The organism is Candidatus Pantoea symbiotica, assembly GCF_056491525.1.
On the sequence record NZ_JBSZHR010000002.1, the window covers coordinates 4,263,105 to 4,284,981 of the forward strand.

The following is a 21,877-nucleotide window of genomic DNA, read 5'->3' on the forward strand; positions in this document are numbered from 1 at the left end:
CCAACTAACAAATTAAAATGCCCACAATCTTTTATGGGCATTTTATTAAAAAAGGCTATTTTCTCAAGCGTACACTTTGCACAGCATGATCAGCCGACTTAGTCATAATAAGGCTGGCCCGTTCACGTGTAGGCAGGATATTTTCCTTTAAATTAAGCCAGTTAATCTCTTGCCATAGCCCGCGCGCAATATCGAGTGCATCTTCTTCTGGTAATTGCGAATAGTGATGGAAATAAGAGTCCGGATCGCTAAACGCGCCCTCACGGAATTTCAAAAATCGATTTACATACCAGCTCTCGAGTAAGGACTCTGGTGCATCGACGTAAATTGAAAAATCCACGAAATCAGACACAAATACATGATGAGGATCGTGAGGATAGTCCATACCGCTTTGCAGCACATTCAATCCTTCAAGAATAAGAATATCAGGCTGTTGTACGACCTTATCGCCATCCGGAATGACATCGTAAATCAGATGAGAATAAACCGGCGCTGTTACCTGGTTAGCACCCGATTTTAAATCAGATACGAAGTTAACCAAGCGATGCATATCGTAAGATTGCGGGAACCCTTTTTTCTTCATCAAACCGCGTTCTTTGAGCACGGCATTAGGATGCAAAAAACCATCAGTAGTGATCAGTTCAACTTTGCGGTGTTCTGGCCAGCGGCTAAGCAGCGCCTGAAGCACACGAGCGGTTGTGCTTTTTCCTACCGCAACGCTGCCGGCAATACTGATGATATAAGGGATTTTTTGCCCATTAGTGCCAAGGAATTGCTCAAGCACTGCCTGACGACGCAGATTAGAACTGATATAGAAATTAAGCAGACGCGATAGCGGCAGATAAATCTCGGCCACTTCTTCTAATGAAAGGTCTTCATTGATACCACGCAGACGCTCAATTTCACCTTCAGCCAACGTCATTGGTACTGAATCGCGCAGTGCTGCCCATTGTTGGCGATTAAACTGCAAATAGGGCGTAGTAAGAGGTGTCGTTTTTTTACTCATAAGCATGCATCTGAGTGCAAATTCTGATTCATCAACACCTTGCTGCATTAGGCATACAACGATGTATCAAACTCAATTGCACGTCACAGGGGTAATTAACGAGAACAATGGGCAGGAGGGTAACACCAGTGTGACTTTAAAAAGAAGTAAAATGATAAACAGGAGCACGCTTTCGCAAGCGTACCCGCATTTTTCTTGTCGGTCAGTAGCTTGTCGCTACATTTTCTGCTGGGCGGGCGCGCAGACGTTTATAGTAAATCGCGCCGGGATGAGGATGCCCATCCGCGCATAACGCATAGTCGGGCAATTCTCCTAAATAGTGGTAGCCATGCGAACGGTAAAAATTCTCTGCTACAGAACCCGCAATGACATCTAAATAAAGCAGACCACGTTGATAGCTTTCTGCCTTCTGCTCAAGCGTCTGTATTAATCTACGCCCGATCCCTTCTCGTTGAGCGCTGGAATGCACGAGCAGCTGTAAAACCTCCGCGCGATTTTGTCCATCTGGGCGCTGACAAATGTTGAGCTGTATGCTTCCCACCACAACCGAGTCGATGATAGCGATCCATAACAGCAGCTCATGGTGTGCCATTTGGTTGCGCAAGCTATGAAAATAACGCTCGGCATCCTGATACTGTTGCATCTTTTGCGAATGTTGGAATGCCGAAGTCATATTGTTTTTTACCGCGTCTATCATCAGGGCTGCCAAAGCCTGGCGATAGCGGGGTAATGTTTCTGCAGTAATCTGAACAATATTCATACGACACACTCCATTTAATGACCCGATTTAATAGATAAGCAAAATGCGGACCAGCCGAAAAAACGGCTATGGAGGATGTTTTCACAAAAAAATTTCTAAATTTGCACAGTAGAAAGGCAGTGCGCTTCAAATATGTGCATTGGAAATGATGTTGATACAGAGAAAACCAATCGACGAATTGGTGTAAAAATGGACATGTTTTGGATGATTTTACTGCATGAGATAGCTAATTTGAGATGATTTGCACAAATAGTAAGCGATAGAACAATTTTGGCGATTTTTTTGTTGCATCCTTCTTCGGGTCTTCCTAGAATGCGCTCCACTTGATGCCGGCTTAGCTCAGTTGGTAGAGCAACTGACTTGTAATCAGTAGGTCACCAGTTCGATTCCGGTAGCCGGCACCATCAAGTAGGTGGGATTCCCGAGCGGCCAAAGGGAGCAGACTGTAAATCTGCCGTCACAGACTTCGAAGGTTCGAATCCTTCTCCCACCACCATCTCAACCTCCTGGTTGGGCATCAGATAAAGTCTTTGTCTGATGGGTGAGTTATTCATCTCTCACCTTCGAATTTCAGATTGTGCATTAGCGCAATCAAAGTTGGTCAGAAACTCTGACCGGCTCGAATAATAGAAGGTCTTCTTTTATTATTCATAAGCTACAGAAAGAACAGGTAGCCGAGTTCCAGGATGCGGGCATCGTATAATGGCTATTACCTCAGCCTTCCAAGCTGATGATGCGGGTTCGATTCCCGCTGCCCGCTCCAGATGTGCTGATATGGCTCAGTTGGTAGAGCGCACCCTTGGTAAGGGTGAGGTCCCCAGTTCGACTCTGGGTATCAGCACCACTTCCTTTATCTCTCTCCTGATTCTCTCTCTGTAAACCAAACAGTCAGGCAATGCCTGGTTGATATGACGATATCTTCGATATATCCGTGTCTTAGAGGGACTAGCGATGGCTAAAGAGCAATTTCAGCGTAACAAACTGCACGTAAACGTGGGCACCATCGGTCACGTCGACCATGGTAAAACTACCCTGACGGCAGCAATTACTACCGTGCTGGCTAAAACCTACGGCGGTAAGGCAAGCAAATTCGACGAGATCGATAAAGCGCCAGAAGAGAAAGCACGTGGTATCACCATCAACACTTCTCACGTTGAATATGAAACCCCGAATCGCCACTATGCGCACGTTGACTGCCCAGGCCACGCCGATTATGTGAAAAACATGATCACCGGTGCTGCACAGATGGACGGCGCGATCCTGGTTGTTGCTGCGACTGATGGCCCAATGCCACAGACCCGTGAGCACATCCTGCTGGGTCGTCAGGTTGGCGTTCCTTACATCATCGTGTTCCTGAACAAGTGCGACATGGTTGATGATGAAGAGCTGCTGGAACTGGTTGAGATGGAAGTACGTGACCTGCTGTCAGCATATGACTTCCCAGGCGACGACACTCCAATCGTACGTGGTTCTGCTCTGAAAGCGCTGGAAGGCGACGCTGAGTGGGAAGCTAAGATCATTGAACTGGCTGGTCATCTGGATACCTATATCCCAGAGCCAGTACGTGCAATCGACAAGCCGTTCCTGCTGCCAATCGAAGACGTATTCTCAATCTCTGGCCGTGGTACTGTTGTTACCGGTCGTGTTGAGCGCGGTATCGTTAAAGTGGGCGACGAAGTTGAAGTTGTTGGCCTGAAAGATACTGTTAAATCAACCTGTACTGGCGTTGAAATGTTCCGCAAACTGCTGGACCAGGGTCAGGCAGGCGAGAACTGTGGTGTTCTGCTGCGTGGTATCAAGCGTGAAGACATCGAGCGTGGTCAGGTTCTGGCTAAGCCGGGTTCAATCAAGCCACATACCCAGTTCACTTCAGAAGTTTACGTCCTGTCTAAAGATGAAGGCGGCCGTCATACTCCGTTCTTCAAAGGCTACCGTCCTCAGTTCTACTTCCGTACTACTGACGTGACCGGTGACGTTCAACTGCCAGAAGGCGTTGAGATGGTAATGCCAGGCGACAACGTAAAAATGACCGTTACTTTGATCAAGCCAATCGCTATGGATCAGGGTCTGCGTTTCGCAATCCGTGAAGGCGGCCGTACTGTTGGTGCGGGTGTTGTTGCTGAAATTATCGCTTAATTGCGATAACATTTGACGCAATGCACAAGGAAAGGGCATCATTTGATGCCCTTTTTGCACGCTGTTACATAGAACCTGGCTCATCAGTGATTTTCAATCATAATCATTGTTGAGACAGGCTCTGTTTCACGGCGTTGGATACCGAGTTACGCTCAAAAGCTCATTCGGTTTGGATGCCTCGCTCTGCGGGGCAGAATAGTTTCTGAATTATTGTGGCAGGTTGGTTTATGAGTGCGAATACCGAAGCTCAAGGAAGCGGGCGCGGCCTTGAAGCGATGAAATGGGTAGTTGTGATCGCATTGCTCCTGGTAGCAATTGTCGGCAACTATATTTATCGCGATGTAACACTGCCGCTGCGCGCGCTGGCTGTAGTAGTGCTGATTGCTGCAGCAGGCGGCATCGCATTGCTGACAATCAAAGGCAAAGCGACTGTTGCATTTGCCCGTGAAGCAAGAACCGAAATGCGCAAGGTCATTTGGCCAACTCGCCAGGAAACATTGCACACCACGTTAATCGTTGCCGCGGTAACTGCCGTGATGTCACTGATTTTGTGGGGGCTGGATGGTATTCTGGTCCGCCTGGTATCGTTTATCACTGGCCTGAGGTTCTGAGATGTCTGAAGCTCCAAAAAAACGCTGGTACGTCGTTCAGGCGTTCTCCGGTTTTGAAGCTCGCGTAGCTAAGTCGCTGCACGAGCATATCAAACTGCACAACATGGAAGAGCTTTTTGGCGAAGTCATGGTGCCGACTGAAGAAGTCGTCGAAATCCGTGGTGGCCAACGTCGCAAAAGCGAACGTAAGTTCTTCCCTGGCTACGTATTGGTTCAGATGGTAATGAATGACGCCAGCTGGCACTTAGTACGTAGTGTACCGCGTGTGATGGGCTTTATCGGCGGAACTTCCGATCGTCCTGCGCCAATCAGTGATAAAGAAGTTGATGCGATTATGAACCGCCTGCAGCAGGTTGGTGATAAGCCGCGTCCAAAAACGCTGTTCGAGCCAGGCGAGATGGTACGCGTCAGCGACGGCCCGTTTGCCGACTTCAACGGTGTGGTCGAAGAAGTGGATTACGAGAAGAGCCGCTTGAAAGTTTCCGTTTCCATCTTTGGTCGTGCAACGCCAGTGGAACTCGACTTCGCTCAGGTGGAAAAAGCTTAACCCTTTTGTTCACTTTTTAGCTCTTGCGGAAGGCGCGAAATTTACCTATAATTTCGCGCCTTTTGTTTTTATGCGCTGCTACTAGCGTGTAAATCGTTATCACGGGGAGCCTGTTTTTCAGGCGTTAAAACCCAATTGAGGAAATATCATGGCCAAGAAAGTACAAGCCTACGTCAAGCTGCAGGTTGCAGCTGGTATGGCTAACCCAAGCCCACCTGTTGGTCCAGCTCTGGGTCAGCAGGGTGTTAACATCATGGAATTCTGCAAAGCGTTCAACGCTAAGACAGAATCTCTGGAGAAAGGTCTGCCTACTCCAGTTGTTATCACCGTATACAGCGACCGTTCTTTCACTTTCGTTACCAAAACGCCTCCGGCTGCCGTTCTGCTGAAAAAAGCAGCAGGCATCAAGTCTGGTTCTGGTAAGCCGAACAAAGATAAAGTCGGTAAAGTGACTCGTGCTCAGGTACGTGAAATCGCAGAAACTAAAGCTGCGGACATGACTGGTTCTGACGTAGAAGCGATGACTCGCTCTATCGAAGGTACTGCTCGTTCCATGGGCCTGGTAGTAGAGGATTAAGAAATGGCTAAGCTGACCAAGCGCATGAGCGTAATTCGCGACAAAGTTGACGCGACCAAGCAGTACGACATCACCGAAGCTGTTGCTCTGTTGAAAGAACTGGCTACTGCTAAGTTTGTAGAAAGCGTAGACGTTGCTGTTAACCTCGGCATCGATGCTCGTAAATCTGATCAGAACGTGCGTGGCGCGACCGTTCTGCCACACGGTACTGGTCGTTCAGTACGTGTTGCCGTCTTCACCCAAGGTGCAAACGCTGAAGCTGCTAAAGCAGCTGGCGCAGAGCTGGTTGGTATGGAAGATCTGGCTGAGCAGATCAAAAAAGGCGAAATGAACTTTGACGTTGTTATCGCATCTCCAGATGCAATGCGCGTTGTTGGCCAGTTGGGCCAGGTTCTGGGCCCACGCGGTCTGATGCCAAACCCGAAAGTTGGTACTGTAACCCCTAACGTTGCTGAAGCAGTTAAAAATGCTAAAGCAGGTCAGGTTCGTTATCGTAACGACAAAAACGGCATCATCCACACCACCATCGGTAAAGTGGATTTTGACACTGACAAATTGAAAGAAAACCTGGAATCTCTGCTGGTTGCGCTGAAAAAAGCTAAACCATCACAGGCGAAAGGCGTGTACATCAAGAAAGTTAGCATCTCTACCACCATGGGCGCCGGCGTTGCCGTTGACCAGGCTGGTCTGAGCGCATCAGCAAACTAATTGCTGCTTGTAACGGGCGAAAAATTCATCTAGAATCTTACGCCCGTTGTTCTGGTTGTTAACGCAATTCAGAACCCAGATTCAAAGCGAGTGAGTGACTAAGTCTAAAGACTCAGTTGTTCAGTCGCTTAGGTTGGAGCCAGGCCTTATCCTGGCCTCCGTCCGAGACCGCAGGAGCAGAATATTTTCGGATATCTTGCTTAATACCCTGCGTAGACGGTGACAGAACCAAAAAGAATTTTTTCTTCGCTGGATTCTGCTCACCGTGTAATAGCGCTTATCGCCTTCGGGTGAATGAGTGAAGTGAGTTCCGGGAAATTATTCCCGGCCAATCCAGGAGCAAAGCTAATGGCATTAAATCTTCAAGGCAAACAAGCGATTGTTGCTGAAGTTAGCGAAGTAGCCAAAGGCGCGCTTTCAGCGGTTGTTGCGGATTCCCGTGGCGTAACCGTTGATAAAATGACCGAACTGCGTAAAGCAGGTCGTGAAGCTGGCGTTTACATGCGTGTTGTTCGTAACACCCTGCTGCGCCGCGTCGTTGAAGGTACTCCTTTCGAGTGCCTGAAAGACACGTTTGTTGGTCCGACCCTGATTGCATACTCTTTGGAACACCCGGGCGCTGCTGCTCGTCTGTTCAAAGATTTCGCTAAAGCGAATGCAAAATTTGAGGTCAAAGCTGCAGCCTTTGAAGGTGAGCTGATCACGGCGGCCAATATTGACCGTCTGGCAACTCTGCCGACTTACGAAGAAGCACTGGCACGTCTGATGTCGACCATGAAAGAAGCCGCTGCTGGCAAACTGGTCCGTACTCTGGCTGCTGTGCGCGATGCAAAAGAAGCGGCTTAAGGCCAAATTCTTTTCCTTCGTGCTTGCTAACGTATAAACTTTTTCTGATTTTTAGGAACAATCGATATGTCTATCACTAAAGACCAAATTCTGGAAGCTGTTGCCGCTATGTCCGTAATGGAAGTAGTTGAGCTGGTTTCTGCTATGGAAGAAAAATTCGGCGTTTCTGCTGCTGCTGCTGTAGCTGTTGCTGCTGGCCCAGCTGAAGCTGTTGAAGAGAAAACTGAATTCGACGTAATTCTGAAAGCTGTTGGCGCTAACAAAGTCGCAGTAATCAAAGCAGTACGTACTGCAACTGGCCTGGGCTTGAAAGAAGCTAAAGACCTGGTTGAAGCTACTGGTACTATCAAAGAAGCCATCAGCAAAGATGACGCAGCCGCTCTTGAAGCTGCTCTGAAAGAAGCTGGCGCTGAAGTTGAAGTTAAGTAAGACAACCTTCGGGTTGCAGCCTGAGTAACATTAGGCTGATGGCTGGTGACTGTTTAGGTCACCAGCCTTTTTGCGCTACAGGGGAATGATGGCGTTTCGCACTGTTTGTCCATCATTCCTCTTCAATATCTTTTTCTATCGACGCCTTAATATATCGCTCTCCTGCGAAGGTTCCCTGCCTGAGCAACGGCGATGAAATGATTTAAGAGTGATAGAAAGATGTATTGCATGGGGTGCTACGCATCGCATGAAAAACAAAAAATAGTGTTGCATGAACTGTCCTTTTCAGGACGGACAGCGTGGTTCGACATGTCAGCTAGCTGAGGAACCCCATGGTTTACTCCTATACCGAGAAAAAACGTATTCGTAAGGATTTTGGTAAACGTCCACAAGTTTTGGACATACCTTATCTCCTTTCTATCCAGCTTGACTCGTTCCAGAAGTTTATCGAGCAAGATCCAGAAGGCCAGTACGGTCTGGAAGCAGCCTTCCGCTCCGTATTCCCAATCTCAAGCTACAGCGGCAACTCTGAGTTGCAGTATGTTAGCTACCGTTTGGGTGAGCCTGTCTTTGACGTAACTGAATGTCAGATCCGTGGCGTGACCTATTCGGCACCGCTGCGCGTGAAACTGCGTCTGGTGATCTACGAGCGCGAAGCGCCGGAAGGCACCGTAAAAGACATTAAAGAACAAGAAGTCTACATGGGTGAGATTCCACTCATGACGGACAACGGTACCTTTGTTATCAATGGTACTGAGCGTGTTATCGTTTCTCAGCTGCACCGTAGTCCTGGCGTGTTCTTCGACAGTGATAAGGGTAAAACGCACTCTTCCGGTAAAGTGCTGTATAACGCACGTATCATCCCTTACCGCGGTTCATGGCTCGACTTCGAGTTTGACCCGAAAGACAACCTCTTCGTCCGTATTGACCGTCGTCGTAAGCTGCCGGCCAGTATCATTCTGCGCGCGTTAAACTTCACCTCAGAACAAATCCTCGATCTGTTCTTTGACAAAGTCGTTTATGAAATCCGCGATAACAAACTGCAGATGGAACTGGTGCCTGAGCGCCTGCGTGGTGAAACCGCCTCCTTCGATATCGAAGCAAACGGCACGGTCTACGTTGAGAAAGGTCGTCGCATCACTGCGCGCCACATCCGTCAGCTGGAAAAAGACAACATTCAGCACATCGAAGTGCCAGTTGAATACATTGCTGGCAAAGTGGTCGCTAAAGACTACGTCGATCTGAACACCGGCGAGCTGATCGTTCCAGCGAACATGGAATTGTCACTGGATCTGCTGGCGAAACTGAGCCAGTCAGGCCACAAGCGCATTGAAACGCTGTTTACCAACGACCTGGATCACGGTGCGTATATCTCCGAGACTCTGCGTGTTGACCCAACCAACGATCGCTTAAGCGCGCTGGTTGAGATCTACCGCATGATGCGTCCTGGTGAGCCACCAACGCGTGAAGCCGCTGAAAACCTGTTTGAGAACCTGTTCTTCTCTGAAGATCGTTATGATCTTTCTGCGGTTGGTCGCATGAAGTTCAACCGTTCTCTGCTGCGTGATGAGATCGAAGGTTCAGGTATCCTGAGCAAAGACGACATCATCGAAGTGATGAAAAAGCTTATCGGTATCCGTAACGGTATCGGTGAAGTGGATGATATCGATCACCTCGGTAACCGTCGTATTCGTTCTGTTGGCGAAATGGCAGAAAACCAGTTCCGTGTTGGTCTGGTTCGTGTTGAGCGTGCAGTTAAAGAGCGTCTGTCTCTGGGCGACCTCGATACGCTGATGCCTCAGGACATGATCAACGCTAAGCCGATTTCGGCGGCGGTGAAAGAGTTCTTCGGCTCAAGCCAGCTGTCCCAGTTTATGGATCAGAACAACCCGTTGTCTGAGATTACGCACAAACGTCGTATCTCTGCTCTGGGCCCAGGCGGTCTGACCCGTGAGCGCGCCGGCTTCGAAGTACGTGACGTACACCCAACCCACTACGGTCGTGTATGTCCTATCGAAACCCCGGAAGGCCCGAACATCGGTCTGATCAACTCACTCTCTGTTTACGCGCAGACCAACGAATACGGTTTCCTTGAAACCCCGTATCGTCGTGTTGTTGACGGTAAAGTGAGTGATGAAATTCATTACCTCTCTGCAATTGAAGAGGGTAACTACGTTATCGCTCAGGCGAACACCAACCTCGCAGAAGATGGCAGCTTTGTTGACGATCTCGTCACCTGCCGTAGCAAGGGTGAGTCAAGCCTGTTCAGCCGCGATCAGGTTGACTACATGGACGTTTCCACCCAACAGGTGGTTTCTGTCGGTGCGTCACTGATTCCGTTCCTGGAGCACGATGATGCTAACCGCGCCTTGATGGGTGCGAACATGCAACGTCAGGCGGTTCCAACTCTGCGCGCTGATAAGCCGCTGGTTGGTACCGGTATGGAACGTGCAGTAGCGGTTGACTCCGGTGTAACTGCCGTCGCGAAACGTGGTGGTACCGTTCAGTACGTTGACGCTTCTCGTATCGTTATCAAAGTTAACGAAGAAGAGATGTATCCGGGCGAAGCGGGTATCGACATCTACAACCTGACCAAGTACACCCGTTCTAACCAGAACACCTGCATCAACCAGATGCCGTGTGTAAATCTGGGTGAGCCGATTGAGCGTGGCGACGTGCTGGCAGATGGCCCGTCTACCGATCTCGGTGAACTGGCGCTCGGTCAGAACATGCGCGTGGCGTTCATGCCATGGAACGGTTACAACTTCGAAGACTCCATCCTCGTATCCGAGCGTGTGGTTCAGGAAGACCGTTTCACCACTATTCACATCCAGGAACTGGCATGTGTGTCTCGCGACACCAAGCTGGGGCCAGAAGAGATCACCGCTGATATCCCGAACGTGGGTGAAGCTGCGCTTTCTAAACTGGATGAATCCGGCATCGTGTATATCGGTGCGGAAGTGACCGGTGGCGACATTCTGGTTGGTAAGGTAACGCCGAAAGGTGAAACCCAGCTGACGCCAGAAGAGAAACTGCTGCGTGCGATCTTCGGTGAAAAAGCCTCTGACGTGAAAGATTCTGTCACTGCGCGTTCCAAACGGCGTATCCGGTACGGTTATCGATGTGCAGGTCTTCACCCGCGATGGCGTGGAAAAAGACAAGCGCGCGCTGGAAATCGAAGAGATGCAGCTGAAGCAGGTTAAGAAAGACCTGTCTGAAGAACTGCAGATCTTTGAAGCGGGCCTGTTCGGCCGTATCCAGGCAGTACTGATCTCGGGTGGTGTTGAAGCTGAGAAGCTGGACAAACTGCCACGTGAGCGCTGGTTGGAGCTGGGCCTGACTGACGAAGAGAAGCAGAATTCTCTGGAGCAGCTGGCTGAGCAGTACGACGAGCTGAAGCACGAGTTTGAGAAGAAACTTGAAGCTAAGCGTCGCAAGATCACTCAAGGCGATGATCTGGCACCAGGCGTGCTGAAAATCGTTAAGGTGTATCTGGCCGTTAAACGTCAGATCCAGCCTGGTGACAAGATGGCAGGTCGTCACGGTAACAAGGGTGTTATCTCTAAGATCAACCCTATCGAAGACATGCCTTACGATGAGAACGGTACGCCGGTCGACATCGTACTGAACCCGCTGGGCGTACCATCGCGTATGAACATCGGTCAGATCCTGGAAACTCACCTCGGTATGGCGGCGAAAGGCATTGGTGAAAAAATCAATGCGATGCTGAAGAAGCAGGAAGAAGTCTCCAAACTGCGTGAGTTCATCCAGCGTGCTTACGATCTGGGCACTGATGTGCGTCAGAAAGTTGACCTGAACACCTTTACAGACGACGAAGTGCTGCGTCTGGCAGAAAACCTGAAGAAGGGTATGCCAATCGCGACTCCGGTGTTTGACGGTGCGAAAGAGAGCGAAATCAAAGAGCTGTTGCAGCTCGGCGGCTTGCCTTCTTCCGGTCAGATCACCCTGTTCGACGGCCGTACCGGTGAGCAGTTTGAGCGTCAGGTAACCGTAGGTTACATGTATATGCTGAAACTGAACCACTTGGTCGACGACAAGATGCACGCACGTTCTACCGGTTCTTACAGCTTGGTTACTCAGCAGCCGCTGGGTGGTAAAGCGCAGTTCGGTGGACAGCGCTTCGGTGAGATGGAAGTGTGGGCACTGGAAGCATACGGTGCCGCGTATACCCTGCAGGAAATGCTTACCGTTAAATCTGATGACGTTAACGGCCGTACGAAGATGTATAAAAACATCGTCGACGGTAACCATCAGATGGAACCGGGCATGCCTGAATCCTTCAACGTACTGTTGAAAGAGATTCGCTCGCTGGGTATCAACATCGAGCTGGAAGACGAGTAAGTACTCGCAAGTACTGGTTACGGGACGTGCACTTCGGGTGCGCGTCCCTGAGAGTTCCACTCCGACGGGAGCTAATCCGTGAAAGACTTACTTAAGTTTCTGAAAGCGCAAACTAAGACCGAAGAGTTTGATGCGATCAAAATTGCTCTGGCCTCGCCAGACATGATCCGTTCATGGTCTTTTGGTGAAGTTAAAAAGCCGGAAACCATTAACTACCGTACCTTCAAGCCTGAGCGTGACGGTCTTTTCTGTGCCCGTATTTTCGGACCGGTAAAAGATTACGAATGCCTGTGCGGTAAGTACAAGCGTTTAAAACATCGCGGCGTGATCTGTGAGAAGTGTGGCGTTGAAGTTACACAGACCAAAGTACGTCGTGAGCGCATGGGCCACATTGAGCTGGCTTCTCCAACTGCGCACATTTGGTTCCTGAAATCACTGCCTTCGCGTATCGGCTTGCTGCTGGATATGCCACTGCGTGATATCGAGCGCGTGCTGTACTTCGAATCTTATGTGGTTATCGAAGGCGGCATGACCAACCTGGAAAAACGTCAGATTCTGACGGAAGAGCAGTACCTTGACGCGCTGGAAGAGTTCGGTGACGAATTCGACGCGAAGATGGGTGCGGAAGCTATCCAGGCGCTGCTGAAAAATATGGATCTGGAGCAAGAGTGCGAACAGCTGCGTGAAGAGCTGAACGAAACCAACTCCGAGACCAAACGTAAAAAGCTGACCAAGCGTATCAAGCTGCTGGAAGCGTTCGTTCAGTCTGGTAACAAGCCAGAGTGGATGATCCTGACCGTTCTGCCGGTTCTGCCGCCAGATCTGCGTCCGCTGGTACCGCTGGATGGTGGTCGTTTCGCTACGTCGGATCTGAACGATCTGTATCGTCGCGTGATCAACCGTAACAACCGTCTGAAACGCCTGCTGGATCTGGCTGCGCCAGATATCATCGTACGTAACGAAAAACGTATGTTGCAGGAAGCGGTTGATGCACTGCTGGATAACGGCCGTCGCGGTCGCGCCATCACCGGCTCGAACAAGCGTCCGCTGAAATCTCTGGCAGACATGATCAAAGGTAAACAGGGTCGTTTCCGTCAGAACCTGTTGGGTAAACGTGTTGACTACTCTGGCCGTTCAGTTATCACCGTTGGCCCATACCTGCGTCTGCATCAGTGCGGTCTGCCGAAGAAAATGGCTCTTGAGCTGTTCAAACCGTTCATTTACGGCAAGCTGGAACTGCGTGGCCTGGCCACCACCATCAAAGCCGCGAAGAAAATGGTTGAGCGCGAAGAAGCTGTCGTTTGGGATATCCTGGACGAAGTGATCCGCGAACACCCGGTACTGCTGAACCGTGCACCAACTCTGCACCGTTTGGGTATCCAGGCGTTTGAACCGGTTCTGATCGAAGGTAAAGCGATCCAGCTGCACCCGCTGGTTTGTGCGGCATATAACGCCGACTTCGATGGTGACCAGATGGCTGTTCACGTACCGCTGACGCTGGAAGCCCAGCTGGAAGCGCGTGCGCTGATGATGTCGACCAACAACATTCTGTCACCAGCGAACGGCGAGCCAATCATCGTTCCTTCACAGGACGTTGTTTTGGGTCTGTACTACATGACCCGCGACAAAGTGAACGCCAAAGGCGAAGGCATGGTGCTGACTGGCCCGAAAGAAGCTGAGCGTGTTTACCGCGCTGGCCTGGCCGAGCTGCATGCACGCGTTAAAGTGCGTATCACCGAATATACAAAGAACGAGCAGGAAGAGTTCGTTGCGAAAACCAGCATTATCGACACCACCATTGGTCGTGCGATTCTGTGGATGATCGTTCCGAAAGGCCTGCCTTACTCCATCGTCAACCAGGCGCTGGGTAAGAAAGCAATTTCCAAGATGCTGAACACCTGTTACCGCATCCTGGGCCTGAAGCCGACCGTTATCTTTGCTGACCAAACCATGTACACCGGTTTTGCTTACGCAGCCCGTTCAGGTGCCTCTGTAGGTATCGACGACATGGTCATCCCAGCGAAGAAAGCGGAAATCGTAGCCGAAGCGGAAGCGGAAGTTGCTGAGATTCAGGAACAGTTCCAGTCTGGTCTGGTAACTGCTGGCGAACGTTACAACAAAGTTATCGATATTTGGGCCGCCGCTAACGAACGCGTTTCCAAAGCGATGATGGATAACCTGCAAACTGAAACTGTGATCAACCGTCATGGCGAAGAAGAGCAGCAGGTATCGTTCAACAGCATCTACATGATGGCCGACTCCGGTGCGCGTGGTTCTGCTGCACAGATTCGTCAGCTGGCCGGTATGCGTGGTCTGATGGCTAAGCCAGATGGCTCAATCATCGAAACGCCGATCACCGCGAACTTCCGTGAAGGTCTGAACGTACTCCAGTACTTCATCTCCACGCACGGTGCGCGTAAAGGTCTTGCGGATACCGCACTGAAAACAGCTAACTCCGGTTATCTGACGCGTCGTCTGGTAGACGTAGCGCAGGATCTGGTTGTTACCGAAGATGACTGCGGCACGTTCGAAGGCATCATGATGACTCCGGTCATCGAAGGTGGCGACGTTAAAGAGCCGCTGCGTGAGCGTGTACTGGGTCGTGTAACGGCTGAAGACGTTCTAAAGCCGGGCACTGCGGACATCCTGATCCCGCGTAACACCCTGATCGATGAGCACTGGTGTGATGTGATCGAACTGAATTCAGTCGATGCGATCAAAGTGCGCTCGGTTGTTGGCTGTGAAACCGACTTCGGTGTGTGCGCACACTGCTACGGTCGCGATCTGGCACGTGGTCACATCATCAACAAAGGTGAGGCCATCGGTGTTATCGCAGCACAGTCCATCGGTGAGCCGGGTACTCAGCTGACGATGCGTACGTTCCACATCGGTGGTGCGGCATCTCGTGCGGCTGCTGAATCCAGCATCCAGGTGAAGAACAAAGGTACTATCAAGCTGACCAACGCGAAGTCTGTAACCAACTCCTCAGGGAAACTGGTTATCGTTTCACGTAACGTTGAGCTGAAGATGATCGACGAGTTCGGTCGTACCAAAGAGAGCTATAAAGTGCCTTACGGTGCGGTTATGGCTAAAGGTGATGGCGAGCAGGTTGCAGCGGGCGAGACCGTAGCAAACTGGGATCCGCATACCATGCCGGTAATCACCGAAGTGGGCGGTTTCATTCGCTTCACTGACATGATCGACGGTCAGACCATTACGCGTCAGACTGACGATTTAACCGGTCTGTCATCGCTGGTGGTTCTGGATTCTGCAGAACGTACTGCGGGCGGTAAAGATCTGCGTCCTGCGCTGAAAATTGTTGATGCCAACGGAAATGATGTTCTGATTCCAGGTACCGACATGCCAGCACAGTACTTCCTGCCGGGCAAAGCGATTGTTCAGCTGGAAGATGGCGTTAAGATCAGTGCCGGTGACACGCTGTCGCGTGTTCCTCAGGAATCTGGCGGTACCAAGGATATTACCGGTGGTCTGCCGCGCGTTGCTGACTTGTTCGAAGCGCGTCGTCCGAAAGAGCCAGCAATCCTGGCGGAGATCAGCGGTATCATCTCCTTCGGTAAAGAGACCAAAGGTAAGCGTCGTCTGGTAATCACGCCGGTCGATGGTAGCGATCCGTACGAAGAGATGATTCCAAAATGGCGTCAGCTTAACGTATTCGAAGGTGAGCGCGTAGAACGTGGTGACGTCGTATCTGACGGCCCAGAGTCTCCGCACGACATCCTGCGTCTGCGTGGCGTCCATGCTGTGACCCGTTACATCACTAACGAAGTGCAGGAAGTTTACCGTCTGCAAGGCGTTAAGATTAACGATAAACACATCGAAGTCATCGTTCGTCAGATGCTGCGTAAAGCAACCATCTCGAGCGTGGGAAGCACCGACTTCCTGGAAGGTGAGCAGGCTGAATACTCTCGCATCAAGATCTCTAACCGTGAACTTGAAGCGAATGGCAAAATCGGCGCAACATTCATGCGCGATCTGCTGGGTATCACCAAAGCGTCACTGGCAACCGAATCGTTCATCTCTGCAGCATCGTTCCAGGAGACCACGCGTGTCCTGACTGAAGCAGCAGTTGCAGGTAAGCGCGATGAACTGCGCGGCCTGAAAGAGAACGTAATCGTGGGTCGTCTGATCCCAGCCGGTACCGGTTATGCTTATCACCAGGATCGTATGCGTCGCCGCTCTGCGGGTGAAGCACCGGTTGCACCGCAGGTTACTGCGGATGAAGCCTCTGCTAGCCTGGCTGAATTGCTGAACGCCGGTCTGGGCGGAAGCGACGACGAGTAATTCGTCTGCTAAAGCTGACCAATAAAAAACCCTGCCTCGGCAGGGTTTTTTTTCGTCTTCATTTTGTCAGAACTTGCGGCAGACATCTTCGCGTGTCAGTCCGATATCACGCAGCTGATTGTCACTCAGTTTTGACAGGATGCGATGTGTTTCACGCCGTGCTTTCCAGTGTTTAACCATACGTACTGCGCCACGGAAGATATCCAGTAAAGTGACATCAAAAGGTTTAGCCGCGCGGTTTTGATCGAATTCCATAATCCTTGCCCTCAGTAGGTTGCCTGAGATGCATTGTCCAATCCCTGCACATTATGATACAGACGCAAAAATCACTTATCTTTAACATACAGATTGCGCTGTGATGGATCTGAATGGTAATAATGAGGGCTATCTGTACTGGTTTGTCATGATCGACGGCTGAGTGAGGCATACGATGACGCGTTACCAACATTTGGCATGTTTGCTTTCGGATCGTATTGAGCAAGGGCTGTACCGCAGCGGCGAGCGTTTGCCATCGGTGCGCACGCTGAGTCTGGAACATGGCGTGAGTATCAGCACCGTTCAGCAGGCATATCATCTGCTGGAAGAGAAACAGCTGATCGTACCGCAGCCACGATCCGGATATTTCGTTGCAACGCGCAAAGCGACGCCGCCGATGCCGGCGATAACCCGACCGGCACAGCGCCCGGTGGAAATCACCCAATGGGAATCGGTGCTGGAGTTGCTCAGCAGCCGGACTAACAGCGATGTGTTGCAACTTGGCAGCGGTATTCCCGATCTCACTCAGCCCACATTGAAACCGCTGTGGAAAATTCAGAGCCGGATGGCGCAGAGGCAGGATATTGACCAGCTCAACTATGACAGTTTGCTGGGCGTTGCGGCATTGCGCGAACAGGTTGCGCGCCTGACGATCGACAGCGGTTGTCAGCTTACGGCAGAAGATATCGTGATTACAACCGGCTGCCATGAAGCATTGTCGATTTCGATTCGTTCCATATGCCAGTCCGGTGACATCATTGCCGTGGAATCGCCCACTTTCCACGGCACCATGCAAACGTTGCGCGGCTTCGGCATTCGCGCCATTGAGATTCCTACCGATTCGGTCACCGGTATCAGCCTGGAAGCGCTGGAACTGGCGTTCGAGCAGTGGCCGATCAAAGCGGTGGTGGTAGTACCAAACTGCAATAATCCGCTGGGCTTTATCATGCCCGAATCTCGCAAACGTGCGTTGGTAACGCTGGCGCAGCGTTTTGATGCCGCGATTATTGAAGACGATGTGTATGGCGAACTGGCGTGGGAGTATCCGCGACCGGTTACCATCAAGTCGCTGGACCACGATGGCCGCGTGTTGCTGTGCAGTTCGTTCTCCAAGACGCTGGCGCCGGGATTGCGTGTTGGTTGGGTGGCGCCGGGACGCTATCGCGATCGCGTGCTGCATATGAAATACATCAGCACCGGATCGACGGCCACACAGCCGCAGCATGCGGTCGCCGAGTTTATTCGCCTTGGTCATTATCTGCCGCACTTGCGGCGCATGCGTCAGGTGTATCAACGCAACTACGAAACTTTCAGCTGTTGGGTGCGCCACTACTTCCCGTGCGGGATTTGTGTCTCGCGTCCGCAGGGCAGCTTCCTGATGTGGATTGAATTGCCAGAAGCATTTGATGCAGTCAGGCTCAATACCGAATTGCGGGAGCTGAACATGCAGGTTGCGGTGGGCTCGCTGTTTTCGGCCTCGGGCAAGTATCGCAACTGCTTGCGCCTGAATTATGGTTTGCCAATGAATGAGCATACGGAGCAGGCGATAGCCCAACTCGGCGCAGCGGTAGAGCGTGCCATGCTGGCTTGCAATGTGGAAACCGTGCATACCTCCTCCCTGACTATGTGAAGAAAGGCAGGGCTGGGAGAGGTTAAGACCAGCCCTGGCCCGCTGCAAGCGACAGCGGGCAGGCACACTTTAGCTTTATCAGGAAAGGACGCTAGCCATCACATCACGCTGCTGCGCGGCAGATTCCAGCGTTTCATCCTTACTTACCACGCATTACATTGCTTTTGCAGGTTCGATTCCATTTTCCACCAGTGACAGCAACTGCTGCGTTGCTGCGCGCCAGTCTGCGGCCTGGGTAATCGCGCTCACCACCGCAATACTGCCCACGCCGGTGGCCAGCACTTCAGGCACGCGCGCCAGTGAAATACCACCAATCGCCACAGTTGGCATATCCTGTAAACGCGTCAGATGGCGTTTCAATTCCACCACGCCCTGCGGTGCAGAAGGCATGTCTTTGGTTTGCGTAGGATAGATGTGGCCAAGCGCAATATAAGAGGGGCGCAGCGCCAGAGCCCGATCCAGCTCGGCATCATCATGCGTCGATAAACCCAGGCGCAATCCCGCCTCACGGATGGCCGCCAGATCGGCGACATCGAGGTCTTCCTGGCCAAGGTGCACGCCATAAGCGTGATATTTAATGGCTAATCGCCAGTAATCATTGATAAACAGCCGAGCGCGATACTGTTTGCCAAGCGCAATCGCCCCGCGCACGGCATCTTCCACCTCATGATCTTCACAATCTTTGATGCGCAGCTGAATGGTGCGCACACCGGCTTCCAGCAAGCGCGCGATCCATTCCACGCTATCAACAACCGGATACAGCCCCAGTTTTGGGGCCGTGGCAGGAAAGGCGTCGGTCATACATTTTCCTCTTTAAGGGTATCGGCAGCGTGATAAAGCTCGCCGCCACGATTGCGGAAGGCATCCGACATTTGCGCCATACCAATCTCTATCGGCTGAGCTTCAGCCTGTTGGCGGGCGGCAAACTCGCGCACTTCCTGAGTAATTTTCATTGAGCAGAATTTTGGTCCGCACATCGAACAGAAGTGCGCGACTTTGCCCGATTCCTGCGGCAGAGTTTCATCGTGATAGGCGCGTGCGGTGTGCGGATCGAGCGCCAGATTGAACTGATCTTCCCAGCGAAATTCAAAACGCGCTTTCGACATCGCATTGTCGCGGATCTGCGCACCGGGATGACCTTTCGCCAGATCCGCCGCGTGTGCGGCGATCTTGTAGGTGATCAGCCCCTGCTTCACGTCATCTTTATTCGGCAAACCAAGGTGTTCTTTAGGTGTCACGTAGCACAGCATGGCGCAGCCGAACCAGCCAATCATGGCCGCGCCGATACCAGAAGTGAAATGGTCGTAGCCCGGCGCGATATCGGTGGTGAGCGGGCCAAGCGTGTAAAACGGGGCTTCGTGACAATGCTCAAGCTGTTCGGTCATATTGCGACGAATCATCTGCATCGGCACATGGCCCGGACCTTCAATCATCACCTGCACATCATATTCCCAGGCGATTTTAGTCAGTTCGCCCAGCGTATGCAGTTCGGCAAATTGTGCCTCATCGTTGGCATCCTGAATCGAGCCGGGACGCAGGCCGTCGCCGAGCGACAGTGCCACATCGTAGGCGGCACAAATTTCACAAATCTCGCGGAAGTGCAGATAGAGGAAACTTTCGGTGTGATGTGACAGGCACCATTTCGCCATGATCGAGCCGCCGCGCGACACAATGCCGGTCAGGCGTTTGGCCGTCATCGGCACGTAGCGCAGTAGCACGCCAGCGTGAATGGTGAAGTAGTCGACACCTTGTTCCGCTTGCTCCAGCAGCGTGTCGCGGAAAATCTCCCAGTTGAGATCTTCTGCAATGCCGTTCACCTTTTCCAGCGCCTGATAAATCGGCACTGTACCAATTGGCACCGGGCTGTTTCGCAAAATCCACTCGCGCGTTTCATGAATGTAGCGGCCGGTTGAGAGGTCCATCACGGTGTCTGCGCCCCAGCGCGTCGACCACACCAGCTTCTCTACTTCTTCTTCAATTGATGAACTCACCGCCGAGTTACCAATATTGGCATTTACCTTCACCAGAAAGTTGCGGCCAATGATCATCGGTTCGGATTCGGGATGGTTGATGTTAGAAGGGATGATGGCGCGGCCGCTGGCGACTTCCTGGCGGACAAATTCAGCGGTGATATTTTCCGGCAGATTAGCGCCAAAGCTGTGGCCCGGATGCTGCTGTAGCAGCACTTCACCGCGAATACGCTCGCGGCCCATGTTTTCGCGCAGCGCAATAAACTCCATCTCCTGCGTGATGATGCCCTGACGTGCATAGTGCAGCTGGGTAACCCGGCGACCCGCTTTGGCGCGGCGCGGTTGTGGCAGATGCTCAAAACGCAGGTGATCCAAGCCTTCATCGGCCAGACGTTGCTGCGTGTAGCTGGAACTTAGCTGGTGGATGGTTTCGCTGTCGCCACGATCTTCGATCCAGTTGGCGCGTAGTCTTGCAAGTCCCTGATGCACATCAATAGTGGCTTGAGGATCGCCATAAGCACCGGCGGTGTCATAAACCGGCACCGCTTCATTCGGCTCATATTGCGGATGTTCTTTGCTGCCGCCGATGTGCATCGGGCTGAGCTGTATCTCACGCATCGGCACGCGAATATCCGCGCGGCTGCCAGTGATCCAGATACGTTTGGAGTTGGGGAAAGCGGTTCCCTGCAGAGAATCGATAAATTCTTGCGCCTGAGCGCGTTGTTCACGACGAGAAGTTTTAGCAGACATAGCAAGTTTCCGGTAAAGGTTGGAAGTTGCTTGTCCAGAGTTCGGAAGGAGTAACAGCGACGATGCTGGGCGCCAGCTTGCAACGTGCTGATGATGTCTACTCTTGTTCCCTTCGCAGGTACTAACCTGATCAGGTTCCGCGGATCCCGAATTAACGGTCTCAGCCCCGGAGGGCACTCCGACAAGGTTGTGTTTTGTGGTTTAAGCTACTTTGCTTGCCATTTTGCACCTGGGCAGTGCTCGTGACCGTCACGTACTACGTGTACGCTCCGGTCCCTGCGCGCTGTCCGAGTGCAAACTGGCTGCGCACGCTACGCTTAAACCGCAAAACCTTACTCTTCATACTTCTGAAAGAAGAAATAAAAAAAGCCCATTCAGCATAAGAGGGCTTTTCTTGAATAACAAGTTTTTTACATCTTCGGGATGCTAAGCCGGGCGGGCGATGACGCTGTCGTTGGCAACCGGCGGGCGCGCCAGCTGGTTGTCCCAGGCGAGCTGCACCAACTTATCTTCCAGCGTAAAGCGCGATTCCAGCACCTCGCCGACTTCAGAGAGCGCGGTCTGAAAATCCACGCAATTATCATCGTTAATCGCTTGCTGCAGATGGGTGTCGTAGAGCTGCATGATGCGATCGGTATTCGCCTCAAGTGCCGGATAAATCTGCGCGGCCACGATTAATGGGCTATCACCCTGCATCTCACTAATGATGTGTTCATACACGCTGAAATGGCCGGTAGACAGGTAATCCACCAGGTTGTGACAAAACGCATCGAGCGCCTGTTCATCCAGCGCAGTTAACGCATCTTTTTGTGGCTTCATGCCAATAAGCTCGTAGTAAGTGACGAGCAGCTGTCGACGGGCGCGCAGCCATGAATCCACCAATTCATTTCTGCCACCTACACGCTCTGTCAGGTTCTCTAACTGGTTAAGCATATGGGGCTCCAGGTAGGTTATAGTTGTTTATTACACACTTAATATTAGGATTTCA

The 21,877-nt window shown here is 51.6% G+C and carries 15 protein-coding genes, 4 tRNA genes, 1 pseudogene and 1 riboswitch; of the genes and pseudogenes, 14 read left to right on the forward strand and 6 right to left on the reverse strand.

Annotated elements, in window-relative coordinates:
• Positions 1-55 precede the first annotated feature (55 nt).
• Positions 56-1,006, reverse strand: a complete 951-nt coding sequence (coaA, locus tag ACXIZX_RS20470; RefSeq protein WP_036649080.1) for a type I pantothenate kinase — start codon at positions 1,004-1,006, stop codon at positions 56-58.
• Between the two features lie 202 nt (positions 1,007-1,208).
• The gene (locus tag ACXIZX_RS20475) at positions 1,209-1,766 is read right to left on the reverse strand and encodes a GNAT family N-acetyltransferase (RefSeq protein WP_479404829.1); all 558 of its coding nucleotides are present in this window, start codon (positions 1,764-1,766) and stop codon (positions 1,209-1,211) included.
• Positions 1,767-2,094: 328 nt separating this feature from the next.
• Here ACXIZX_RS20475 and ACXIZX_RS20480 point away from each other — a divergent pair.
• The 13 genes and pseudogenes from ACXIZX_RS20480 to rpoC all read left to right on the forward strand — a co-directional run bounded on the left by ACXIZX_RS20480 (position 2,095) and on the right by rpoC (position 16,284).
• Positions 2,095-2,170: transfer RNA gene (locus ACXIZX_RS20480), tRNA-Thr, on the forward strand.
• 7 nt (positions 2,171-2,177) lie between these two features.
• Positions 2,178-2,262 (forward strand) — tRNA-Tyr (locus ACXIZX_RS20485).
• 192 nt (positions 2,263-2,454) lie between these two features.
• Positions 2,455-2,529: transfer RNA gene (locus ACXIZX_RS20490), tRNA-Gly, on the forward strand.
• 5 nt (positions 2,530-2,534) lie between these two features.
• Positions 2,535-2,610: transfer RNA gene (locus ACXIZX_RS20495), tRNA-Thr, on the forward strand.
• A 107-nt stretch (positions 2,611-2,717) separates the two neighbouring features.
• Positions 2,718-3,902: an elongation factor Tu gene (tuf, locus tag ACXIZX_RS20500; protein ID WP_179453205.1), complete on the forward strand. Its 1,185-nt coding sequence runs from the start codon at positions 2,718-2,720 to the stop codon at positions 3,900-3,902.
• 227 nt (positions 3,903-4,129) lie between these two features.
• Positions 4,130-4,513, forward strand: a complete 384-nt coding sequence (secE, locus tag ACXIZX_RS20505; RefSeq protein ID WP_008108388.1) for a preprotein translocase subunit SecE — start codon at positions 4,130-4,132, stop codon at positions 4,511-4,513.
• A 1-nt stretch (position 4,514) separates the two neighbouring features.
• Positions 4,515-5,060, forward strand: coding sequence for a transcription termination/antitermination protein NusG (gene nusG / locus ACXIZX_RS20510; RefSeq protein ID WP_008108391.1), 546 nt, complete (start codon positions 4,515-4,517; stop codon positions 5,058-5,060).
• A 148-nt stretch (positions 5,061-5,208) separates the two neighbouring features.
• Positions 5,209-5,637 (forward strand): 50S ribosomal protein L11, encoded by a 429-nt coding sequence (rplK, locus tag ACXIZX_RS20515; protein WP_008108393.1) that lies wholly within the window; start codon positions 5,209-5,211, stop codon positions 5,635-5,637.
• Between the two features lie 3 nt (positions 5,638-5,640).
• Entirely contained in the window at positions 5,641-6,345 is a 705-nt protein-coding gene (gene rplA, locus ACXIZX_RS20520) for a 50S ribosomal protein L1 (protein WP_008108395.1), read from the forward strand.
• A gap of 348 nt (positions 6,346-6,693) precedes the next feature.
• Positions 6,694-7,191 carry a 50S ribosomal protein L10 gene (rplJ, locus tag ACXIZX_RS20525; RefSeq protein WP_007886294.1) on the forward strand — a complete coding sequence of 166 codons (498 nt, stop codon included), beginning with the start codon at positions 6,694-6,696 and terminating at the stop codon, positions 7,189-7,191.
• 66 nt (positions 7,192-7,257) lie between these two features.
• Positions 7,258-7,620 (forward strand): 50S ribosomal protein L7/L12, encoded by a 363-nt coding sequence (gene rplL, locus ACXIZX_RS20530; RefSeq protein ID WP_008108398.1) that lies wholly within the window; start codon positions 7,258-7,260, stop codon positions 7,618-7,620.
• 332 nt (positions 7,621-7,952) lie between these two features.
• Positions 7,953-11,982: pseudogene (gene rpoB, locus ACXIZX_RS20535) on the forward strand (DNA-directed RNA polymerase subunit beta).
• Positions 11,983-12,060: 78 nt separating this feature from the next.
• Positions 12,061-16,284, forward strand: a complete 4,224-nt coding sequence (gene rpoC, locus ACXIZX_RS20540; protein WP_008108402.1) for a DNA-directed RNA polymerase subunit beta' — start codon at positions 12,061-12,063, stop codon at positions 16,282-16,284.
• A gap of 66 nt (positions 16,285-16,350) precedes the next feature.
• Here the strand turns inward: rpoC and ACXIZX_RS20545 are convergent, their stop codons facing one another.
• On the reverse strand, positions 16,351-16,539 hold the full coding sequence (locus ACXIZX_RS20545; RefSeq protein WP_008108404.1) for a DUF1127 domain-containing protein: 189 nt from the start codon (positions 16,537-16,539) through the stop codon (positions 16,351-16,353).
• A gap of 175 nt (positions 16,540-16,714) precedes the next feature.
• Here ACXIZX_RS20545 and ACXIZX_RS20550 point away from each other — a divergent pair, with 175 nt between their 5' ends.
• Positions 16,715-18,169 (forward strand): aminotransferase-like domain-containing protein, encoded by a 1,455-nt coding sequence (locus tag ACXIZX_RS20550; protein ID WP_479404830.1) that lies wholly within the window; start codon positions 16,715-16,717, stop codon positions 18,167-18,169.
• A 153-nt stretch (positions 18,170-18,322) separates the two neighbouring features.
• Here the strand turns inward: ACXIZX_RS20550 and thiE are convergent, their stop codons facing one another.
• From thiE to rsd, 3 genes are all read right to left on the reverse strand, one after another.
• On the reverse strand, positions 18,323-18,970 hold the full coding sequence (thiE, locus tag ACXIZX_RS20555) for a thiamine phosphate synthase (RefSeq protein ID WP_479404831.1): 648 nt from the start codon (positions 18,968-18,970) through the stop codon (positions 18,323-18,325).
• Positions 18,967-20,889, reverse strand: a complete 1,923-nt coding sequence (gene thiC, locus ACXIZX_RS20560) for a phosphomethylpyrimidine synthase ThiC (RefSeq protein ID WP_479404832.1) — start codon at positions 20,887-20,889, stop codon at positions 18,967-18,969. The genes thiE and thiC overlap by 4 nt, the downstream gene beginning before the upstream one ends.
• Before the next feature lie 90 nt (positions 20,890-20,979).
• Positions 20,980-21,080: riboswitch (TPP riboswitch) on the reverse strand.
• 235 nt (positions 21,081-21,315) lie between these two features.
• Positions 21,316-21,822: a sigma D regulator gene (gene rsd / locus ACXIZX_RS20565; RefSeq protein WP_179453235.1), complete on the reverse strand. Its 507-nt coding sequence runs from the start codon at positions 21,820-21,822 to the stop codon at positions 21,316-21,318.
• Positions 21,823-21,877 lie beyond the last annotated feature (55 nt).

Excerpts from the sequence above, each read along its gene's own strand:
- coaA (WP_036649080.1), bottom strand. The coding sequence starts at position 1,006 with ATGAGTAAAAAAACGACACCTCTTACTACGCCCTATTTGCAGTTTAAT.
- tuf (WP_179453205.1), top strand. The coding sequence starts at position 2,718 with ATGGCTAAAGAGCAATTTCAGCGTAACAAACTGCACGTAAACGTGGGC.
- rplK (WP_008108393.1), top strand. The coding sequence starts at position 5,209 with ATGGCCAAGAAAGTACAAGCCTACGTCAAGCTGCAGGTTGCAGCTGGT.
- ACXIZX_RS20550 (WP_479404830.1), top strand. The coding sequence starts at position 16,715 with ATGACGCGTTACCAACATTTGGCATGTTTGCTTTCGGATCGTATTGAG.
- rplA (WP_008108395.1), top strand. The coding sequence starts at position 5,641 with ATGGCTAAGCTGACCAAGCGCATGAGCGTAATTCGCGACAAAGTTGAC.
- rplL (WP_008108398.1), top strand. The coding sequence starts at position 7,258 with ATGTCTATCACTAAAGACCAAATTCTGGAAGCTGTTGCCGCTATGTCC.
- rsd (WP_179453235.1), bottom strand. The coding sequence starts at position 21,822 with ATGCTTAACCAGTTAGAGAACCTGACAGAGCGTGTAGGTGGCAGAAAT.
- thiE (WP_479404831.1), bottom strand. The coding sequence starts at position 18,970 with ATGACCGACGCCTTTCCTGCCACGGCCCCAAAACTGGGGCTGTATCCG.
- thiC (WP_479404832.1), bottom strand. The coding sequence starts at position 20,889 with ATGTCTGCTAAAACTTCTCGTCGTGAACAACGCGCTCAGGCGCAAGAA.
- nusG (WP_008108391.1), top strand. The coding sequence starts at position 4,515 with ATGTCTGAAGCTCCAAAAAAACGCTGGTACGTCGTTCAGGCGTTCTCC.
- ACXIZX_RS20475 (WP_479404829.1), bottom strand. The coding sequence starts at position 1,766 with ATGAATATTGTTCAGATTACTGCAGAAACATTACCCCGCTATCGCCAG.
- secE (WP_008108388.1), top strand. The coding sequence starts at position 4,130 with ATGAGTGCGAATACCGAAGCTCAAGGAAGCGGGCGCGGCCTTGAAGCG.
- rplJ (WP_007886294.1), top strand. The coding sequence starts at position 6,694 with ATGGCATTAAATCTTCAAGGCAAACAAGCGATTGTTGCTGAAGTTAGC.
- ACXIZX_RS20545 (WP_008108404.1), bottom strand. The coding sequence starts at position 16,539 with ATGGAATTCGATCAAAACCGCGCGGCTAAACCTTTTGATGTCACTTTA.